This window comes from Streptomyces cinnabarinus, from assembly GCF_027270315.1.
Lineage (GTDB): Bacteria > Actinomycetota > Actinomycetes > Streptomycetales > Streptomycetaceae > Streptomyces > Streptomyces cinnabarinus.
Window position 1 is genome coordinate 5,087,746 of sequence record NZ_CP114413.1, and the last position, 19,329, is coordinate 5,107,074.

General features: G+C 69.8%; 18 protein-coding genes and 1 rRNA gene. 15 read left to right on the forward strand and 4 right to left on the reverse strand.

Features of this window, described 5'->3' with window-relative positions; translation table 11 throughout:
• The first annotated feature begins 64 nt into the window (after positions 1-64).
• From rrf to STRCI_RS23040, 9 genes are all read left to right on the forward strand, one after another.
• A 5S ribosomal RNA gene (rrf, locus tag STRCI_RS23000) occupies positions 65-181 on the forward strand.
• A 61-nt stretch (positions 182-242) separates the two neighbouring features.
• Positions 243-884: an HAD family hydrolase gene (locus STRCI_RS23005; protein ID WP_269660849.1), complete on the forward strand. Its 642-nt coding sequence runs from the start codon at positions 243-245 to the stop codon at positions 882-884.
• Between the two features lie 83 nt (positions 885-967).
• Positions 968-2,185, forward strand: coding sequence for an MFS transporter (locus STRCI_RS23010; RefSeq protein WP_269660850.1), 1,218 nt, complete (start codon positions 968-970; stop codon positions 2,183-2,185).
• Positions 2,136-3,311, forward strand: coding sequence for an acetoin utilization protein AcuC (locus tag STRCI_RS23015; protein WP_269660851.1), 1,176 nt, complete (start codon positions 2,136-2,138; stop codon positions 3,309-3,311). Before STRCI_RS23010 ends, STRCI_RS23015 begins: the two co-directional genes overlap by 50 nt.
• A gap of 169 nt (positions 3,312-3,480) precedes the next feature.
• Positions 3,481-4,296 (forward strand): phosphatase, encoded by an 816-nt coding sequence (locus STRCI_RS23020; RefSeq protein ID WP_269660852.1) that lies wholly within the window; start codon positions 3,481-3,483, stop codon positions 4,294-4,296.
• Between the two features lie 129 nt (positions 4,297-4,425).
• Entirely contained in the window at positions 4,426-4,638 is a 213-nt protein-coding gene (locus STRCI_RS23025) for a helix-turn-helix domain-containing protein (RefSeq protein WP_004984898.1), read from the forward strand.
• Between the two features lie 157 nt (positions 4,639-4,795).
• Positions 4,796-4,894, forward strand: a complete 99-nt coding sequence (locus tag STRCI_RS23030) for a 30S ribosomal protein bS22 (RefSeq protein ID WP_003948845.1) — start codon at positions 4,796-4,798, stop codon at positions 4,892-4,894.
• A 287-nt stretch (positions 4,895-5,181) separates the two neighbouring features.
• On the forward strand, positions 5,182-6,243 hold the full coding sequence (locus STRCI_RS23035) for an NAD-dependent epimerase/dehydratase family protein (RefSeq protein ID WP_269660853.1): 1,062 nt from the start codon (positions 5,182-5,184) through the stop codon (positions 6,241-6,243).
• A 14-nt stretch (positions 6,244-6,257) separates the two neighbouring features.
• Positions 6,258-7,322: a lysophospholipid acyltransferase family protein gene (locus STRCI_RS23040; protein ID WP_269660854.1), complete on the forward strand. Its 1,065-nt coding sequence runs from the start codon at positions 6,258-6,260 to the stop codon at positions 7,320-7,322.
• Between the two features lie 95 nt (positions 7,323-7,417).
• On the opposite strand, the gene STRCI_RS23045 is transcribed toward STRCI_RS23040, so the two are convergent.
• The 3 genes from STRCI_RS23045 to STRCI_RS23055 form a co-directional block, all read right to left on the reverse strand.
• A complete protein-coding gene (locus STRCI_RS23045) occupies positions 7,418-8,650 on the reverse strand; it encodes a DUF5667 domain-containing protein (RefSeq protein WP_269660855.1) in 1,233 nt (410 codons plus the stop codon).
• 233 nt (positions 8,651-8,883) lie between these two features.
• On the reverse strand, positions 8,884-9,657 hold the full coding sequence (locus STRCI_RS23050; protein ID WP_015658715.1) for an ECF subfamily RNA polymerase sigma factor, BldN family: 774 nt from the start codon (positions 9,655-9,657) through the stop codon (positions 8,884-8,886).
• A 362-nt stretch (positions 9,658-10,019) separates the two neighbouring features.
• Positions 10,020-10,934 (reverse strand): HAD family hydrolase, encoded by a 915-nt coding sequence (locus STRCI_RS23055; RefSeq protein ID WP_269660856.1) that lies wholly within the window; start codon positions 10,932-10,934, stop codon positions 10,020-10,022.
• Positions 10,935-11,085: 151 nt separating this feature from the next.
• Here STRCI_RS23055 and STRCI_RS23060 point away from each other — a divergent pair, with 151 nt between their 5' ends.
• From STRCI_RS23060 to STRCI_RS23080, 5 genes are all read left to right on the forward strand, one after another.
• Positions 11,086-11,373, forward strand: a complete 288-nt coding sequence (locus STRCI_RS23060) for a glutaredoxin family protein (RefSeq protein ID WP_269660857.1) — start codon at positions 11,086-11,088, stop codon at positions 11,371-11,373.
• A gap of 235 nt (positions 11,374-11,608) precedes the next feature.
• Entirely contained in the window at positions 11,609-12,373 is a 765-nt protein-coding gene (locus STRCI_RS23065) for a redox-sensing transcriptional repressor Rex (protein ID WP_269660858.1), read from the forward strand.
• Entirely contained in the window at positions 12,370-14,100 is a 1,731-nt protein-coding gene (locus tag STRCI_RS23070; RefSeq protein ID WP_269660859.1) for a glutamyl-tRNA reductase, read from the forward strand. Before STRCI_RS23065 ends, STRCI_RS23070 begins: the two co-directional genes overlap by 4 nt.
• Positions 14,097-15,056 carry a hydroxymethylbilane synthase gene (gene hemC, locus STRCI_RS23075; protein WP_269660860.1) on the forward strand — a complete coding sequence of 320 codons (960 nt, stop codon included), beginning with the start codon at positions 14,097-14,099 and terminating at the stop codon, positions 15,054-15,056. The genes STRCI_RS23070 and hemC overlap by 4 nt, the downstream gene beginning before the upstream one ends.
• Positions 15,053-16,741 (forward strand): bifunctional uroporphyrinogen-III C-methyltransferase/uroporphyrinogen-III synthase, encoded by a 1,689-nt coding sequence (locus STRCI_RS23080; RefSeq protein ID WP_269660861.1) that lies wholly within the window; start codon positions 15,053-15,055, stop codon positions 16,739-16,741. Before hemC ends, STRCI_RS23080 begins: the two co-directional genes overlap by 4 nt.
• Positions 16,742-16,765: 24 nt before the next feature.
• On the opposite strand, the gene STRCI_RS23085 is transcribed toward STRCI_RS23080, so the two are convergent.
• Complete coding sequence (locus STRCI_RS23085; protein WP_269660862.1) at positions 16,766-18,160, reverse strand: FAD-binding oxidoreductase; 1,395 nt, start codon at positions 18,158-18,160, stop codon at positions 16,766-16,768.
• Between the two features lie 175 nt (positions 18,161-18,335).
• Here STRCI_RS23085 and hemB point away from each other — a divergent pair, with 175 nt between their 5' ends.
• Positions 18,336-19,328, forward strand: a complete 993-nt coding sequence (gene hemB, locus STRCI_RS23090; protein WP_269660863.1) for a porphobilinogen synthase — start codon at positions 18,336-18,338, stop codon at positions 19,326-19,328.
• The last annotated feature ends 1 nt before the right edge of the window (position 19,329 follow it).

The following is a 19,329-nucleotide window of genomic DNA, read 5'->3' on the forward strand; positions in this document are numbered from 1 at the left end:
CTGAAACCACGAACAGCCCCACATCCCTGATGTGGTGCGGCATTGTTCGACAGTTTCATAGTGTTTCGGTGGTCATAGCGTGAGGGAAACGCCCGGTTACATTCCGAACCCGGAAGCTAAGCCTCACAGCGCCGATGGTACTGCAGGGGGGACCCTGTGGGAGAGTAGGACGCCGCCGAACAAAACTTGAAGAAAACCCCGCACCTTTCGGTGCGGGGTTTTCTGCGTTTAGGGTCTTTGTTATGCGCTATGACCTCGTCATCTTCGACAACGACGGTGTGCTCGTCGACAGTGAGCCCATCTCCAACCGGCACCTCGCCGCCTATCTCACCGAGCTGGGGTATCCGACCTCCTACGAGGACTCGCTGCGGGACTACATGGGCTCGGCCATGCACCGCGTGCACGATCTGGTCGCGGAGCGGACCGGGGAGCGGTTGCCGGCGGACTTCGACGATGTCTTTCACGCTCGGGTGTTCGCGGCCTTCGAGCGGGAGTTGAAGCCTGTGGTGGGGGCCGAGGGGGTGCTGGAGAAGCTGGCCGCGGACGGGGTGCCGTACTGTGTGGCCTCCTCCGGGAGCCATGAGCGGATTCGGGTGGGGCATCGGACGACCGGGCTGACGCGGTGGTTCGAGGAGGGGCGGATCTTCAGCTCGCAGGATGTCGGGCGGGGGAAGCCGGACCCGGATCTGTTTCTGTATGCCGCTGAGCGGATGGGGATCGCTCCCGAGCGGTGTGTCGTGGTCGAGGACAGCCCGTTGGGTGTGCAGGCCGCTGTGGCCGCTGGGATGGATGTCTACGGGTTCACGGCGATGACTCCGGCCGCGCGGTTGGCGGGGGCCACCGGACTCTTCGGTGACATGGGCGAGTTGATCGACCTGCTATGAGCCGGGCGACAGTCCGAAGCTGAGCGAAATTCATCTTTGGCTGGATCTACCCACGAGTACGCCGGGGCCCTACGCTCGCCGCCATGACTGATGTGCTGCGGCGCGGCAGGGCCTCGTTGGCGTTCGGCTTCTTCGCCCAGGGCGTGGCGTTTGCGCTGCTGGTGACCCGTATCCCGGCGATCCAGGATCGGTACGGGGTCTCTGACGCGCTGCTGCCCGCCTTCCTCGCCGCCGTGCCGATCCTTGCCGGGGCCGGGAGTGTGGCGACCGAGCGGCTGGTGAGGCGGGTGCCGCCGAGTCTGGTGTTGCGGTGGTCCCAGCCGGTGGTGTTCTTGGCGCTGCTGGGCGTCGCGGCCGGGGACCGGATGGTCGAGCTGGGGGTGGCGCTCGGGGCGTTCGGCCTGTCCGTGGGGGCGCTGGACGCCTCGATGAACATGCTCGGGGTCAGCCTCCAGCGGTCGTACGGGCGCAGCATCATGCTGAGTTTTCACGCCGCGTACAGCCTGGGCGGGATTCTGGGGGCCTCGCTGGCGTGGGTCGGGGCGCGTTGGGACTTCGCGCTGTTCGTGTCGTATCTGCCGGTCATGGTGGTGTTGCTGCCGGCCGCGCTGGTGGGGAGCCGGTGGTACGCCGACGGGGAGCCCGCGCCGGCGGCCGAGGAGCCGGAGAAGGGCTCGGGTGCGGGCGTCGGGTTCAAGGTGCTGTTGCCGCTGTGTCTGGTGATGACCTTCGCGTACATCGGGGATTCGACGGTCTCCAACTGGAGCGCGAAGTATCTCGAGGACGTGCTGGGCAGCAGTGAGCAGTTGGCGACCGTGCCGTACAACGTCTACATGGTGACGACCCTGCTGGGACGGGCCATCGGGGACTTCGGGGTACGGCGGTTCGGGGCCGTGGCTGTGGTGCGGGGCGGGGCCGTGGTAGCCGCGGGTGGGTTCGCCGTGGTGGCCGGGGCGCCCGGGGCCTGGGTCGGGATGCTCGGGTTCACCTTGCTGGGGCTGGGGTTGTGCGTGCTGGTGCCGCAGACCTTCGCGGCGGCGGGGCGGATGTTCCCAGGGGCGTCCGATACGGCTGTGGCTCGACTTAATGTGTTCAACTATGTGGGCTTTTTGATCGGTTCGGCGTTGGTGGGAGCCTTGGGCGATGCGTGGAGCTATCGCGGGGCGATGCTTGTGCCGATGGTGTTGGTGCTGGTGACGCTTGTGTATGCCCGTTCGTTCGAGACTCAACCTGACCGATACGGTGGCGGGCATGAGCGGCCGCGCACAGCTGATGTGGGACGAGGCAGTAACGGGCTATGACTTCGGGCCGGAGCATCCGATGGATCCGGTCCGGCTCGCCCTCACCCGTCGACTCGTGGAGTCCTTCGGGCTCGACCAGGACGTGGATGTGGTCGCGGCGAAGGCGGCCGGGGAGTCGACCTTGCGGCTGGTGCACCGGGAGGACTACATCGCGGCCGTGAAGGCGGCGTCGGTGGATCCTCGGGCGGCGGACGGGTCGTACGGGATCGGGACGTTGGATGATCCGGCGTTCGCTGGGATGCATGAGGTTTCCGCGTTGATCGCCGGGCAGTCGGTGGGGGCTGCGGAGGCTGTGTGGCGGGGGGACGCGCTGCATGCGGTGAACTTCGCGGGTGGGTTGCATCATGCGATGCCGGGGGGTGCGTCGGGGTTCTGCATCTACAACGATGCGTCGCTGGCGATTGCGCGGTTGCTGGAGCTCGGGGCCGAGCGGGTCGCGTATGTGGATGTCGATGTGCATCACGGGGACGGGGTGCAGGCGGCGTTCTGGGAGGATCCGCGGGTTCTGACGATCTCTCTGCATGAGCATCCGCGGACGCTGTTTCCGCAGACCGGGTGGCCGGAGGAGACGGGGGCCTCGGGGGTCGCGGAGGGGTCGGCGGTGAATGTGGCGTTGCCGGCAGGGACGGGGGATGCGGGCTGGTTGCGGGCGTTTCATGCTGTGGTGCCGGAGTTGATGGCTGAGTTTCGGCCGCAGGTGCTGGTGACGCAGCATGGGGCGGATACGCACTTCGAGGATCCGTTGGCGCATCTGGCGGTGTCGTTGGATGCGCAGCGGGCTGTGCAGGTTGCCTGTCATGAGTTGGCGCATGAGTACGCCGATGGGCGGTGGGTGGCACTCGGGGGTGGTGGGTACGCGGTGGTGGAGGTTGTGCCGCGGTCCTGGACTCATCTGGTGGGGATCGCTGCGGGGCGGGAGATTGCTCCGGAGGCGTCTATTCCTGAGGAGTGGCGGCAGGAAGTGTTCGCGCGTACGCGGCAGTTGGCGCCGGTGCGGATGACTGATGGGCGGTGGCCTGTGAAGTGGGGGGCGTGGGAGGCGGGGTACGACCCTGCGGACCGGCTGGATCAGGCGGTGCTGGCGGCTCGGCGGGCCGTGTTTCCGTTGCGGGGGCTGTTGGCGTAGGGGCCCTTTTTCGCTCCCGCCGCCCCTACCCGTCCCATCCCGCCGGACGGGCTGGAAGTCGGGCGGGCTGAAAGTCGTCCAGGCGCGGTGTCGGCCCCCGTTACGCCAACCGTGCGCACTTCCCCTGTTCCGGCGTCCGCCGCCGCCCCTGTCCGTCAGCATCGCTCTCGTGTTGTCCATTGGGGCTCTGCGGGGGCATCTGGTTGCTGCTCGGTTGGCTGGGGTGGTGGCCACCTCTCGGGAAGCGAGTCTGCGGAGTTATCGGTTGTTCGCTGCCCGGGATCCCCGGGTGCTGATGGGGATCGATCCGTGTGCCGCCTGGGGGCGGCGGGAGTTGGTTGAACTGATGGCCGACAAGTGTGGGGGTTCTCGCGATCCGCGGCGCGTTGACGGGCATGATGTGATCGATCCTGAGCGGACGTTGGCCGGGCTTGATGCGTTCGCCGGGCGGATTCGGGCGGTCGCCGAGCGGGGCGGGACGGTGCTGATCGGTACCGGGCATCCGCATCGACTGCTCGGTTTCTACGCCGCCCTCGCGGACGCTCTCTCGGCGGCAGGGTGTGCCGTACTCACACCGGCGCAGGGTCGCTGTGTCGACATAACGACCCGGTTCGGTCTACGCACGTACAACCTCGACTACGTCAGAGGAGTCGCGCTGGTACGCGATCCCGACGCCGTAAGCCCCGGTAGTGAGCCCGGCGCACACACGCATTCGCCGCTCCCGGTTCGTATCGCGCTGGCGGCCGCCGCCGAGGCCGACGGGACCTTGCCGGAGCTGGTGATCGGGGATCACGGCTGGGTCTGCGGGGCAGGTCAGCTGGGGTTTGAGGCCATTGGGCTCGCCGATACCGATGACCCCGCGCTCTTCGTGGGGGAGGCCGAGGGGGTCGTGTCCGTCGTCGTTCCACTTGATGACGCTGTGCGGTCTGTTTACTACCGGCCGCTTACCCGCTACGTACTCAATCGAGCGTGTCTGTCACAGTAGGCCGCCGATGGGTGCACCTCTTCCCCACTCGCATCACCCGCCCCTACATTGGGGAGTGAGCACGCAGCGACGAAGAGTCACCGGAAGGGGAAGCCGGTGGCCGTCGAGTGCGGAAGGTTCAGGTGTGTCATGGCTGCAGCTGGCGAGAGGCCTCTGAACGAGGTTCAGTTCCTTACCGTGGCGGAAGTCGCCTCGGTGATGCGAGTGTCGAAGATGACCGTGTACCGGCTGGTGCACAGCGGTCATCTGCCCGCGATCCGGGTGGGGCGGTCCTTCCGCGTCCCCGAGCAAGCGGTACACGAGTACCTCCGTGAGAGCTATGTGGGGGTGGAAACCGCCTGACGGCAAGGGGTACGGGGGGATCCTCGGGGTGCCGGTGGATCCCTCCCGTTCACCTCGATTACGACCTCAGCGCTCGGGCGGGTAGGCTAGCCCCTCGTAGGTCGTGTGGGCCCATGGCGCCCAAACACCGAGTGATGAGAAGTGAGCGAGGGTAGTCGTGGGCTCTGTTATCAAGAAGCGGCGCAAGCGGATGGCCAAGAAGAAGCACCGCAAGCTGCTCAAGCGCACGCGCGTTCAGCGTCGCAACAAGAAGTAGTTCGCGACGCGAGCCGCGAGAGTGTGAGTGTGGCCCCCACCGTTTTCGGGTGGGGGCCACGCGCCTTTTCCGGGGTGGTCGTGCGGTGGGCCGGACCCTGTGCGGATGTCCGGACGGCAAGAATGGCTTGGTCTGTTCGTACGTCCGTGGCTGCCGTCACTTCGTGCATTGGGTGGTCATCACAGCGCAACATCGACCCGCTAGGTTGGCCGCACACGGGGAACCCGGCAGGGTAACGAGCAGCGGTACATCGGGTCTGGACGATTCCTGGAAGGAAGGCGCTGATCTTGGGCAAGGTCGTGCTCGTGACCGGAGTGGCCCGTCAACTGGGGGGCCGGTTCGTACGACGGATCCAGCGTGACCCGGAAGTGGACCGGGTCGTCGCCGTGGACGCGGTACCGCCCGAGCACCACCTGGGCGGCGCGGACTTCATCCAGGCCGACATCCGGCAGCCGACCATAGCGCGGGTCCTGGCCGAGACGGCCGCGGACACCGTCGTCCACATGGATGTGACGGGCACGGCGCTCGGCAGTGGCAGCCGGACCACGGTCAAGGAGACCAACGTCATCGGCACCATGCAGCTGCTCGGGGCCTGCCAGAAGTCGCCGACGGTAAAGCGGCTGGTGGTGAAGTCCAGTACGAACGTGTACGGCTCCGCGCCGCGGGATCCGGCCGTGTTCACCGAGACCACGCCGCCGAAGTCGCTGCCCAGCGGCGGGTTCGCCAAGGACACCGTCGAGGTCGAGGGCTATGTGCGCGGGTTCGCGCGGCGGCGGCCGGACGTGGCCGTGTGTGTGCTGCGGTTCGCCAACATCCTCGGGCCGACCGCGGACTCACCGCTCGCCGCGTACTTCTCGCTGCCGGTCCTGCCGACCGTCTTCGGCTACGACCCGAGGCTTCAGTTCGTGCACGAGGACGATGTGATCGAGGTGCTGCGGATCGCCTCGCACGAGCCGCAGCGCGGCACCCTCAACAGCGGCACCTTCAATATCGCCGGTGACGGAGTCCTGCTGCTGTCGCAGTGCTCGCGACGGCTCGGCCGGCCCACCGTGCCCCTGCTGCTGCCCGCCGTCACCTGGGCCGGCTCGCTGGTGCGCACGCTCGGCATGACGGACTTCTCGCCCGAACAGATCCGGCTGCTCACCCACGGCAGGGTCGTGTCGACGGACCAGATGCGGGAGACCCTCGGCTTCCGGCCCAAGTACACGACCGCGGAGACCTTCGCGGACTTCACCCGCAGCCGCGGACCCGGACTGCTCCCGCCGGAGGCCCTCGCGGGGGCCGTCGACCGGATCGCCGCGCTGCCCCTCGCGGGCAGCGGTCACCCCCCGACGCAGAGCGCCAACTGAGGAGCGCATCAACGATGGCGGACGCCAAGGTCATTCCGTTCGACGACGACCGCTCCCGCGCGGGTGCCGTAACGCGGCCGCCGCGCCGCCGGAGCACGACGGGGAAACGGCGCAAGAGCGCGGAGCCCACGCTGGTGGGCGAGGTCCAGCCCCTGCCCGGCAGGGCTGTCGCGCAGGATGATGTACCAGTGACGGAACAGAAGCCGGAGACCCAGGAGAAGCCGGAGCCCCAGGACGGCGGCGGTCTGGAGCGGCGGATCGCGGGCGGTCTGTCCTTCCTGCGCCGGCGGCTCACGGGGGACTACGAGGTCGATGACTTCGGCTACGACGAGGAGCTGACCGACCAGGTCCTGATGTCGCTGCTGCGGCCGGTGTACGAGAAGTACTTCCGGGTCGAGGTGAAGGGCGTGGAGAACATCCCGTCCGAGGGCGGCGCCCTGATCGTGGCCAACCACTCCGGCACGCTGCCGCTGGACGGCCTGATGATGCAGGTCGCCGTCCACGACAACCACCCCACGGGCCGTCATCTACGGCTGCTCGCGGCGGACCTGGTCTTCATGCTGCCGGTGGTCAACGAGCTCGCCCGCAAGCTGGGCCACACCCTGGCGTGCGCGGAGGACGCGGAGCGGCTGCTCGGCCAGGGCGAGCTGGTCGGGGTGATGCCGGAGGGCTTCAAGGGCATCGGGAAGCCCTTCAGCGAGCGCTACAAGCTCCAGCGGTTCGGCCGCGGCGGCTTTGTCTCGACGGCGCTGCGGCAGGGCGCTCCGATCATCCCGTGCTCGATCGTGGGCGCGGAGGAGATCTACCCGATGATCGGCAACGCCAAGACGCTGGCCCGGGTGCTCGGCTTCCCGTACTTCCCGCTGACCCCGACCTTCCCCTGGCTCGGCCCGCTGGGCGCGGTCCCGCTGCCGACGAAGTGGACGATCCAGTTCGGCGAGCCGATCCGCACGGACGGCTATCCGCCGGAGGCGGCCGAGGACCCGATGCTGATGTTCAACCTGACCGACCAGGTCAGGGAACAGATCCAGCACACTCTGTACAAGCTGCTGGTCCAGCGCAGGTCGGTCTTCTTCTAGACCTCCGCGCTAGATATTTGCGGACAGAAGAAACGTTTATACGGCAATGGGGGCGCCCTTCCTGAGCAGGAAGGGCGCCCCCATTCGCGTACCGGCTAGTTCGCGTCCTCGCCGTCGATGCCGAGTCCGGGGAGCAGGCCCGGGAGCAGGGGCGGGAGGGTGACGTCCGGTTCGGGGACGGGCGAGTTGCTGGCGGACGGGGTGGTGCTGTCCGTGCTGTCCTGCGGCGGGTCGAGCAGGCCGCCGGTGCTGCCGCCGAGCAGTCCGTCGTCCTGGCTGTCGGAGCCCGCGGACCTGCTGGGGCTGCCGCTGCTGGACTGGCGGCCGTCGGAGGCGCTGTTGCCGCTGCTGGGGGCCGCGGAGCGGTCCGTGCCGGAGGAGCCGGTGGAGGACGCGCCGGGGCCTCCTCGGCGCCCGCTGTCGCCGCCGCCCCGGGCCGGGGGTTCGGGCAGCAGGGACTGGAGCGGGGCCACTTCTTCGTCTATGGCGGCGAAGACCGACGTCACCTGCTCGCCGACGTCGCCGAGCTGGACGGGGAGGCGGTCGCGCAGGGCGCCCCAGGTGTCCCGGTGCGAGCGGGAGAAGGAGTCCAGCGCCTGGATGGGGCCCAGGGAGTCCGGGTCGGCCTCGTAGGCCGCGGAGAGCAGCCGGTGGCCCTCGGAGGCGTCGTGATGCATGCCTGACAGGGCGCGCCGGATCTCGCCGAGCGACTCGTGGTCTAGCGGGCCGCCGCGGTCGCGCTCCATCAGTCGGCGGGCCTCGTTCAGCCGCGTGGAGGCCTGGTCGAGGAAGACCCGGCCGCGCTCGGTGTCGCCGTCGGCGAGGCCGCGCTTGAAGTCCTCGATGCCGCGCTTGAGGCCGTAGAGCGAGTCTCCGGGCAGGGCGTCGCCGCTGGCCGCGGCGACGCCGCCGAAGGCTCCGGCGGCCACACCGACGCTGAGGCCGCCCGCGGCGAGGCCCTTGGTGAGCCGGGAGCGCGGTCGCAGTTTGCCCAGCGGGCTGGCCCGGTGTGCGCCCCGGGCCCGGTGGGAGCGCTGCTCCGGTACCGAATCAGCCCCGCCTCCTGCGCCCTCCAGCAGCATGGCCTCCATCGCGGCCACGAGCTGGGCCCGCTGCACGACCTTGACCTCGGGATCCAGTTCCGGTCTTGGCAGCTCGCCGAGACCCGAGGCCAGGGCCAGGAGACGGCCCCGCTCGGTCTGTTCCGCAGCTGCCGGGGCCGGTGCCGATCCTTCTGGCTGCTCGGCCGCCGTGCCCCGGTCGGACTGCTCCTCCAGGGCCTGGGCGAAGGCGTTCGCCCGCCGGTGCGCCGATACGTTCGCGATCACTGGCGGCACCTCCTCTCGTCATGACGGTCGACTCCCCAGGGGGTCCTGAGGGTTGCACTCCCTGACCGCGTCCACACGATCGGGTGATCGGAGGCGGCCGGGTAGTGACCACAGGGAGCCTGCATCCCGCACAACGAGCGTCGCGGCACTTGGGTTACGGACGGCGGATGATCGGATCGGGGAGTCAACGGACTTTCACCGACAGCGAGTTGGACGCTACCGAGCGTGCGCGGTCAGCGGGCGTCGTCCGGCAGCAGCCGGGCGAGGGTGCGTACGGCCCGGTACTGGAGGGTCTTGATGGCGCCCTCGTTCTTGCCCATGACGCGGGCGGTCTCGGCGACGGACAGGCCCTGCAGGAAGCGGAGCGTGACGCACTCCTGCTGCTGCGGGTTGAGCCGTCGTACGGCGTCCAGCAGGGCGGCGTTGGAGAGCGACTCCAGCACCGAGTCCTCCGGGGAGCGCTCGACCTCGTTGGCGTCGAGCATCTCGCCGGTGGTGACCTCCAGCCGGAAGCGGCTGGACTTGAAGTGGTCGGCGACCAGGTTGCGGGCGATGGTGACGAGCCAGGCGCCGAAGTCCCGGCCCTGCCAGGTGAAGGTGCCGATCCGGCGCAGGGCCCGCAGAAAGGTCTCACTGGTGAGGTCCTCGGCGGTGGCCTTACCTCCGACCCGGTAGTAGATGTACCGATAGACGGTGTCGCTGTACTGGTCGTAGAGCCGCCCGAAGGCGTCGGCCTCGCCGGCCTGCGCGCGCTCCACGAGATCCATCATGCGGGCGCTGTCGCTGTCCGCGGCCGGGCGCCGGGTGGTCGTGGCACCGGCCGAACGCCCCCGTCTGCCGACGGCGGCACCACCGTCGGCGAGCGCGTAGCAGGGGCCGACGGGGGCGGCGGCCACGGCGAGTGCGGGGACGGCGTACGCGGTGGGGACGAAGCCGCGCAACAGGTCCTGGACCGTTGCGCGCAGCGTAGCCAGGCCCGAGGCGTCAACCCCGACGTGTGGGTACACGGGACTCCCAGAGGCAGAGCTTCCATCACGTGCAGTGCGGGACCGTTCACCCGTCGTAGCGACGGAGGGGTACCGGTTTGCGTCTGAGGAGAATAACGCTTCGTACAGGCGCTGCTACACCCAGTTGCTCAAATCATCGATTACGTCGCTTCTGTAACCGATTGACGCCCGATCAAGTGCCGCACAGTGACCACTTGTTGATCAGAAGAGATCGACTTTCGGCCGGGTCCAGGGCGTGTTGTGGCCGTGTGCAGCCAAGGTGACTGGACAGGGCGTTGTGCGGGTACGACGCCGTGATTGGCCGTGTTCGCCCGGCGTGGGCCGCTGTTGATCAGAGCTGTACGGCGATGAACCGCCGCGAACTACCGCTTGCGGCGTGACAGGGCGATCGCCGCCGCCGTACCGCCGGCCACCGCGCCGACGCCCGCCGCGGCCGGGATGCCCACCTTCGCCGCCTTGCGGCCGGTGCGGTAGTCGCGCAGCCGCCAGTCCAGTTGGCGGGCGTGCTTGCGGAGCTTGGTGTCCGGGTTGATCGCGTAGGGGTGGCCCACCAGGGACAGCATCGGGATGTCGTTGTGGCTGTCGCTGTAGGCCGCGCAGCGGCTCAGGTCCAGGCCCTCCGCGGCGGCGAGGGCGCGCACCGCCTCCGCCTTGGCCGGGCCGTGCAGCGGTTCGCCGACCAGCTTGCCCGTGTAGACGCCGTCCACCGACTCGGCGACCGTGCCCAGCGCGCCGGTCAGGCCCAGCCGCCGCGCGATCACCTGGGCGATCTCCACCGGCGCCGCCGTCACCAGCCACACCTTCTGGCCCGCGTCCAGGTGCGCCTGGGCCAGCGCCCGGGTGCCCGGCCAGATCCGCTCCGCCATGTACTCGTCGTAGATCTCCTCGCCGATCGACTGGAGTTCGGAGACCCGATGCCCCTGCACGATCGACAGCGCGGAGTCCCGGGCCTCCTGCATGTGCTCCGGGTCCTCGACCCCGGCGAGCCGGAACCACGCCTGCTGCCAGGCGAACTTGGCCAGGTCGCGGGTCTCGAAGAACTTCCGCTTGTACAGGCCCCGGCCGAAGTGGAACAGCGCGGCGCCCTGCATCACGGTGTTGTCCAGGTCGAAGAAGGCGGCTGCCTTGTCGTCCCCGAGCACCGGGAACTCCGGTTCCTCCTCCGGCACCGTGTCGGGGACCGACTTGCGCGCGGCCTCCGCCGAGGCCTCGCCTGCCAACACGCTCCGCGCGGTGGCGGAGCGCCTACGAGGGGTGAGCCATCCGAGAGCGGCCATGGCGTGAGCATAGCCAGTTTGTTCGGTGCTTCCGGAGTCGAGAGGTTTGAAGGCTGTGAACTCTCCGCGACCGTGTCGTTAAAGAACTGATCCGGTCAGCGCGTTGTCCGACGGTTTTACGCGGGTCCGTCCGGCCGCCCGCCGCGCGAGAATGGCCGACATGACTCCCCTCTTCCGCCGCAGCAGGGCCCGGGCGCCCCAGGAGCGGCTCGTCACCCTCATCCGCAAGCCGGGCTGTCATCTGTGTGATGACGCACAGATCGTCATCGAGAAGGTCTGCGCCGATCTCGGGGTCCCCTGGGAGCAGAAGGACATCACCGAGGACCGCCAACTCCACGACGAGTACTGGGAACAGATCCCCGTGGTGCTCGTCGACGGGGAGCAGCACACCTTCTGGCGGGTGAACGAGGACCGCCTCCGCCGGGCACTGACCGACTAGTACAACTGGTCCGGCCGGTCGCTTAGGATCGATGGAGAAGTGGTCTTGGGGGCGGGATTGACGAGGGAAGTGTGCGGTTTTGCCTCCAGGACAGACGCGCGTGACCCCGGTCACGTTGGCCGGGCAAATCGGACACCATCTTTGTGCACGCGTTCACAAAGACATAGCCTGCTTTCGACGGGGCGGTCTGGGGACGTACGACCGCCTGCAGCCCCGCTCTACCCGCAGGAGCACCGTGGCAACTGGCCGAACTCACCGACCGGCGACCCGTAGCCGAGGGATTCCCGAGGCCACCGTCGCCAGGCTTCCGCTGTACCTCCGTGCGCTGACCGCACTGTCGGAGCGCTCGGTACCCACGGTCTCCTCCGAGGAGCTCGCGGCCGCGGCGGGGGTCAACTCCGCCAAGCTGCGCAAGGACTTCTCCTACCTGGGCTCCTACGGGACGCGCGGTGTGGGGTACGACGTCGAGTATCTCGTCTACCAGATCTCCCGCGAACTGGGGCTGACGCAGGACTGGCCGGTTGTGATCGTAGGTATCGGTAACCTCGGCGCCGCGCTGGCCAACTACGGCGGGTTCGCGTCCCGTGGTTTCCGGGTCGCGGCGCTGATCGACGCCGATCCCGCAATGGCCGGAAAGCCTGTCGCCGGGATCCCCGTGCAGCACTCCGACGACCTCGAGAAGATCATCGAGGACAACGGCGTGTCCATCGGTGTCATCGCCACCCCGGCCGGTGCCGCGCAGCCGGTGTGCGACCGGCTGGTGGCCGCCGGGGTCACCTCCATCCTGAACTTCGCGCCGACCGTGCTGACCGTCCCGGACGGCGTGGACGTGCGCAAGGTCGATCTCTCCATCGAGCTTCAGATCCTCGCCTTCCACGAGCAGCGCAAGGCCGGCGAGGAGGCCGCGGCGAACGAGGGCACCGGTGCGGCGCCCGCCGTGCGCGGTGAGTCCGGCGACAAGGGACCCGACGGGGACGTACCCGCCGTGATGCCGGCATGAGTCTTCTCGTCGTAGGACTGAGCCACCGCAGCGCTCCGGTGAGCGTGCTGGAGCGGGCCGCGCTGAGCGCGGACGCGCAGATCAAGCTGCTCCAGGACACCGTCGCCGCGGAGCCGGCGAGCGAGGCCGCGGTGCTCGCCACCTGCAACCGGATCGAGCTGTACGCCGACGTGGACAAGTTCCACGCCGGTGTCGCCGAGCTGTCGACGCTGCTGGCCCAGCACAGCGGGGTCGGGCTCGACGAGCTGACGCCGTATCTGTACGTCCACTACGAGGACCGGGCCGTCCACCATCTGTTCTCGGTGGCCTGCGGGCTGGACTCGATGGTCGTCGGCGAGGGCCAGGTCCTCGGGCAGATCAAGGACTCGCTGGCCCGGGCACAGGACCTGCACACCGCCGGGCGGCTGCTGAACGACCTCTTCCAGCAGGCGCTGCGGGTCGGCAAGCGGGCGCACTCCGAGACCGGGATCGACCGGGCCGGGCAGTCGCTGGTCACCTTCGGGCTGGAGCAGCTCTCCGGTGGTACGGCTGTGCCGGACTGGGCGCGTGCGAAGTCGGCGCTGGTCATCGGTGCCGGGTCGATGTCCTCGCTGGCGGCGGCGACGCTGGTTCGGGCCGGGGTCGCCGAGGTCGTGATCGCGAACCGTACGGCCGACCGGGCCGAGCGGCTCGTGGAGATCCTGAACGAGGGCGGTACGGCCGGGGTGGCCCGCGCGGTGTCCATGGACGCGGTGGCGGATGAACTGACACGTGCCGATGTCGTGGTGTCGTGCACCGGGGCTACGGGGCTGGTGCTGACGGGCGAGGCTGTTGCCGGGGCCGTCGCTGGTCGGGTGCCGGACGCTGGTGCGAGCGCGGGGTCGGTCGCGCGGCCCGGCGCTGACGGGGTGCCGCCTGCGCCCACCCGTGCAGCCCCAGGCGGCACGAATGCCCGCAGCTTGACGGGCGGTGCCGGCGATGAGGAGAACTGTCCTCTCGATCTCGCCGCCGTTCCGACCGGCTTCTCCGTGATGGGTGAAGCCGCCGTCGCCGGTATGGACGCGGCCACGCTTGAGCAGCACGCCGCCTGGGTCGACAACGGGATTCCGCGGCCGTACAGCCCCGCCGACGAGACCGAGGCCATCGCCGCGCTCGCTGCCGCCGTCGCCACCGTCGGGCGGATTCCCGAGCGGCGCAGGCCCGAGGCGGTCGTCGAGGCGCCGCGGCCCGAACCCGTGCTGTATCTGCTCGATCTCGCCATGCCGCGGGACATCGACGCCGCCGTGCACCGGCTCGGCGGGGTGCGGCTGGTGGACATCGAGTCGCTGGCCGAGGCTTCCGCGGACGCCCCCATGGCCGCCGATGTCGACCAAGTGCGGCGGATCGTCTCCGACGAGGTCGCCGCCTTCGGCGCGGCGCTGCGGGCCGCGCACATCACGCCCACCGTGGTCGCGCTGCGGACCATGGCCGCCGATGTCGTCGCCGGTGAGATCGCCCGGCTCGAAGGGCGGCTGCCGGGTCTTGACGACAAGCACCGCAACGAGATCACCCAGACCGTGAAGCGCGTCGTGGACAAGCTCCTGCACGCGCCGACCGTACGGGTCAAGCAGCTCGCGGCCGAACCCGGCGGTGCCGGGTACGCGGACGCGCTGCGGACCCTGTTCGACCTCGACCCCGAGACGGTGGCCGCCGTCTCCCGGGCCGAGGACAGCACAGAGAAGCACGACCAGAACCGAGGGCCGGCATGAACGACAAGGCACTACGGCTCGGGACCCGGCGGAGCAAGCTCGCCATGGCCCAGTCCGGGCAGGTGGCGGACGCCGTGAGCCAGGTGACCGGACGGCCCGTCGAGCTCGTCGAGATCACCACGTACGGGGATGTATCGCGGGAGCACCTCGCGCAGATCGGCGGCACGGGTGTGTTCGTCACCGCGCTGCGTGACGCGCTGGTGCGCGGCGAGGTCGACTTCGCCGTGCACTCGCTGAAGGACCTGCCGACGGCGCAGCCCGAGGAGCTGGCGCTGGCCGCCGTCCCGCTGCGCGAGGACCCGCGCGACGTGATCGTCGCCCGGGACGCGCTGAAGTTCACCGATCTGCCGCGCGGGGCGCGCATCGGTACGGGTTCGCCGCGCCGCATGGCCCAGCTGAACGCGTACGCCCGCGCGCACGGACTCGATATCGAGACGGTTGCGATCCGCGGGAACGTCGACACGCGGATCCGGTACGTGCACGATGGTGAGCTCGACGCGGTCGTTCTGGCCGCCGCCGGACTGAACCGGATCGGTCGCATCGACGAGGTGACCGACTTCCTGTCGGTCGACACGGTTTTGCCCGCCCCCGGCCAGGGGGCCCTGGCGATCGAGTGCACCGCGGACAACGCGGACCTCATCGCCGCGCTCGGTGAGCTCGACGACCCCTTCACCCGGGTCGCCGTCACCGCCGAGCGGTCACTGCTCGCCGCCCTGGAGGCCGGTTGCAGCGCCCCCGTGGGCGCCTTGGCCGACCTTCTGGCCGACGGGCAGATTGTCAAGGAAATGCGCCTGCGCGGCGTCGTCGGCACGACCGACGGCACCCGCATGGTGCAGCTGTCCACCACCGGTCCCGTGCCCGAGACGCACGAGCAGGCGCTGGCACTCGGTCGCGAACTCGCCGCCGAGATGCTCGCGCAGGGCGCGGCCGGTCTGATGGGGGAGCGAGCACAGTGAGCCCCACCACCCTTCCCGCCGGCCTCGAACACGGGCACGTCACCTTCCTGGGTGCCGGACCCGGGGATCCGGGACTGCTGACTCTGCGCGCCGTCGAGGCGCTGGCGAACGCGGATGTTCTCGTCGCCGAGCACGAGGTGCTCGACGTCGTACGCGTCCACGCCAGGACAGGCGTCGCCGTCGTGCACACGGACCCTTCGTCGGAGCCGGGCACACCTCAGCTAGCAGTTGTTGACGGTGCGTCAACAACCGCTGGAGCACCCGCTGTGCGGGATGCGGCACATCTTGTCATGGAGGCCGCGCGGGGCGGCAGGCGGGTCGTGCGTGCGGTGTCCGGGGACCCCGGGCTCGACACGTACGCCGCCGAGGAGATGCTGGCGTGCGCCGCCGCCGGGGTGCCTTTCGAGGTGGTCCCCGGTGTCGCGGCCGCGGTCGGCGTGCCCGCGTACGCCGGTGTGCCGCTGCGCGACGCGCAGGGTGCGGACGTGCGGTTCGTGGACGCGCGCACGGCGTCGGACCGGTGCTGGACGGAGGTCGGTGCCTCGGACGGGACGGTGGTCGTCTCCACGACGCTCGACTCCGTCGGCGCCGCGGCCGGTGAGCTGGTGGCCGCCGGCCGTAAGCCGGACACCCCGATGACGGTGACGGTCGCCGGTACGACCACGCGGCAGCGGACCTGGACCGCGACGCTCGGCACCATCGCGCAGACGCTGAAGCAGGCCAAGGTGCTGCCCTCGCCCGAAGGCGGGCGACCGGTGATAGCCGTGGTCGGCGAGCGGTCCGCGACGGCTCAGCGCGAGCAGCTGTCGTGGTTCGAGTCCAAGCCGCTCTTCGGGTGGCGGGTGCTGGTGCCGCGCACCAAGGAGCAGGCGGCTTCGCTCTCCGACCAGCTTCGGTCGTACGGGGCGGTCCCGCACGAGGTGCCGACGATCGCCGTCGAGCCGCCGCGCACGCCGCAGCAGATGGAGCGGGCGGTCAAGGGCCTGGTCACGGGCCGCTACGAGTGGATCGCCTTCACCTCGGTGAACGCGGTCAAGGCGGTGCGCGAGAAGTTCGAGGAGTACGGGCTCGACGCTCGGGCGTTCGCCGGTATCAAGGTCGCCGCGGTGGGCGAGCAGACGGCGAAGGCGCTGATCGCGTTCGGTGTGAAGCCGGACCTCGTGCCCTCGGGCGAGCAGTCGGCCGCGGGTCTGCTGGAGGACTGGCCGCCGTACGACCCCGTCTTCGATCCGATCGACCGGGTGTTCCTGCCGCGGGCGGACATCGCCACGGAGACGCTGGTCGCCGGGCTGATCGAGCTCGGGTGGGAGGTGGACGACGTCACGGCCTACCGGACCGTGCGGGCGTCGCCGCCGCCGGCGGAGACCCGGGAGGCGATCAAGGGGGGTGGCTTCGACGCCGTTCTCTTCACCTCGTCGTCCACGGTGCGGAACCTGGTGGGTATCGCCGGCAAGCCGCACAACGTGACGGTGATCGCCTGTATCGGTCCCGCCACCGCGAAGACCGCCGAGGAGCACGGGCTGCGGGTCGATGTGATGGCTCCGGAGCCGTCCGTGCACAAGCTGGCGGAGGCGCTGGCGAACTTCGGCGCGAAGCGGCGGGACGCGGCGGTGGAGGCCGGGGATCCGGTCACCCGGCCGAGCGAGCGTCGGCCGGGCGCGCGGAGGCGTCGGACCACGACGTGATCTGAATCTGAGCCTTGGCCACACCTATGTCAGGGGAACGGTGTGGCCGAGGCTCAGCAGGTTTTTGGGGTCGTACTTGGTCTTCGTCTGCTGGAGGCGCTGGTAGACCTCGGGGGTCCAGGCTCGGGCCCGGTCCTCCGCGCTGCCCGGGGTGCCATGGAGATTGACCATGGTGCGGCCGGTGCCGTAGGGGGACATCGCCGTGTAGAGGGAGCGGGTGGCGTGTTCCACCGCCTCCGCGGCGGGGGGTGCGGCCAGGACTCCCACGGCTTCCAGCAGGTACTCGGCGTCACGGGAGCAGACCGCGTCGTCGACGGTGGCGGGGCGGGAGAGCGCGCCGCCCATGTGCCGGATCTCGATCATGAGCAGGGGGCAGTCCGGGACGTCGGGTCCTACCTCGGCGAGGAATGTCCGCACCGCGTCCGGGGGCAGTTCGCGCACCAGGGCGCAGGATTCGCGGGCGGGGAGCGGGTCCTGGGGGTCCATGAAGATGCGGTCCACGGCTGCGTACGGCATCTCCTCCACCGTGTCGACGGCTACGGGCGCGGCTGCTCGGAGCGGTGCGAGGAGGTTTTCGCCCGCTGCCGTGCCGCCGGTCCAGGCCAGGCAGATCCGGGCCCAGAAGCCGCCTCGGAAGGGTTCGGGGATCTCCGGGAACGGGGGCAGTCTCAGCAGGCTGAAGGTGCTGTTCATCTCCGTCGGGACGGTGCGTGTCCACTCCGCCCAGGTGCGCAGGAGGGGCTCGGCGTCCTGGCCCGCGCAGTAGATTCCGCCGCCGAGGACGTGCGAGAGCCGGGGCAGCTCCGTGACCATGGAGGTGACCACGCCCACGTTGCCCTTGCCGCCGCGCAGGGCCCAGAAGAGGTCGGGGTCGTCGTCCGCGTCCACCTCGCGCAGGGTGCCGTCGGGTGTGGCCACGCGGAACGAGCGGACCAGGTCCGCCGCGTAGCCGTAGGTGCGGCCCAGGAGGGGGAGGCCGCCGCCGAGGGTGTAGCCGATGGCGCCCGCGTCGGTGGAGGAGCCGTTGAGCGCGGCGAGGCCGTGGGGAGCGGCTGCGGCCAGGACGTCGCGCCACTTCGCTCCCGCGGCGATGGTCGCGGTGTTCTCGTCCGGGTCGACGGTCACCTCGGTCATGCGGGCGGTGTTGATCAGCAGGCCGTGTTCGATGGGGAAGTTGGCGCCGTGGCCGGTGGCCTGTACGGCGACGGGGGTGTTGGTGGCGGATGCCCAGCGCAGGGCGGTGACGATGTCGTCGGGGCCTGTCGCGCGGATGACGATGTCCGGGGTGTGCAGGGCGGCGAGGTTGAAGCCGGTGACTGCTTCGGCGTAGCCGTCCTCGCCGGGACGCAGGATCTGACCGTGGATGTCCGAGAGGGCGAAGAGGTCCGGGGTGTCGTGGTGGCGGGTGGGGGCGGTCATGTGGTCCTCCGTGGCGCGCTTACGGAGGGACGGCGGCGGTCGGGGTGGCCGTCGGGGTCCTGGGGGCGGTTGTTCTTCCAGGATGGCTGGTGGGGGTGGGGTGTGCAGGTTGGGTGGGATGTGGCCGACATTGCGTCGGCATCGGGGTGGGTGGGGCGGGCGTAGCGTAGGCGGTATGACGACGTACGGATCCTTTCCCGGTTCGCGGCCGCGGCGGTTGCGGACCTCTCCCGTCATGCGGCGCATGGTGGCCGAGACCCGGCTGCACCCCGCCGACCTCATCCTCCCGGCCTTTGTGCGCGAGGGTGTGAGCGAGCCGGTGCCGATCGCGGCCATGCCGGGGGTCGTGCAGCACACTCGGGACAGTCTGAAGAAGGCTGCCGCTGAGGCTGTGGCCGCTGGGGTCTCCGGGATCATGTTGTTCGGCGTGCCCGAGGAGTCGAAGAAGGACGCCGTCGGGACGCCGGGGACCGACCCGGACGGGATCCTCCAGGTCGCTCTTCGCGATGTGCGGGCCGAGGTCGGCGACGAGCTTCTGGTGATGTCCGATCTCTGTCTCGACGAGACCACTGATCACGGGCACTGCGGTGTGCTCGACGAGCAGGGGCGGGTCGACAACGACGCCACCCTTGAGCGGTACGCCGAGATGGCCCAGGTCCAGGCCGACGCCGGTGCCCATGTCGTCGGGCCCAGCGGGATGATGGACGGGCAGATCGGGGTCGTTCGCGATGCCCTCGATCAGATCGGGCGGGAGGACGTGGCGATTCTCGCCTACACCGTCAAGTACGCCTCCGCCTTCTACGGTCCTTTCCGGGAGGCTGTTGGCTCCTCGCTGCAGGGGGACCGCAAGACCTACCAGCAGGACCCCGCCAACGTACGGGAGTCCCTGCGGGAGTTGGCCCTCGATCTGGAGGAAGGTGCCGACATGGTGATGGTCAAGCCCGCCGGTCCCTACCTCGACATCCTCGCTCGGGTCGCCGACGCCGTGGACGTGCCGGTCGCCGCCTATCAGATCTCCGGCGAGTACTCCATGATCGAGGCCGCCGCCGAGAAGGGCTGGATCGATCGGGATCGGGCCATTCTGGAGGCCCTCACCGGCATCAAGCGGGCCGGCGCCCGGAACATCCTCACCTACTGGGCCACCGAAGTGGCCCAGAAGCTGCGGTAGT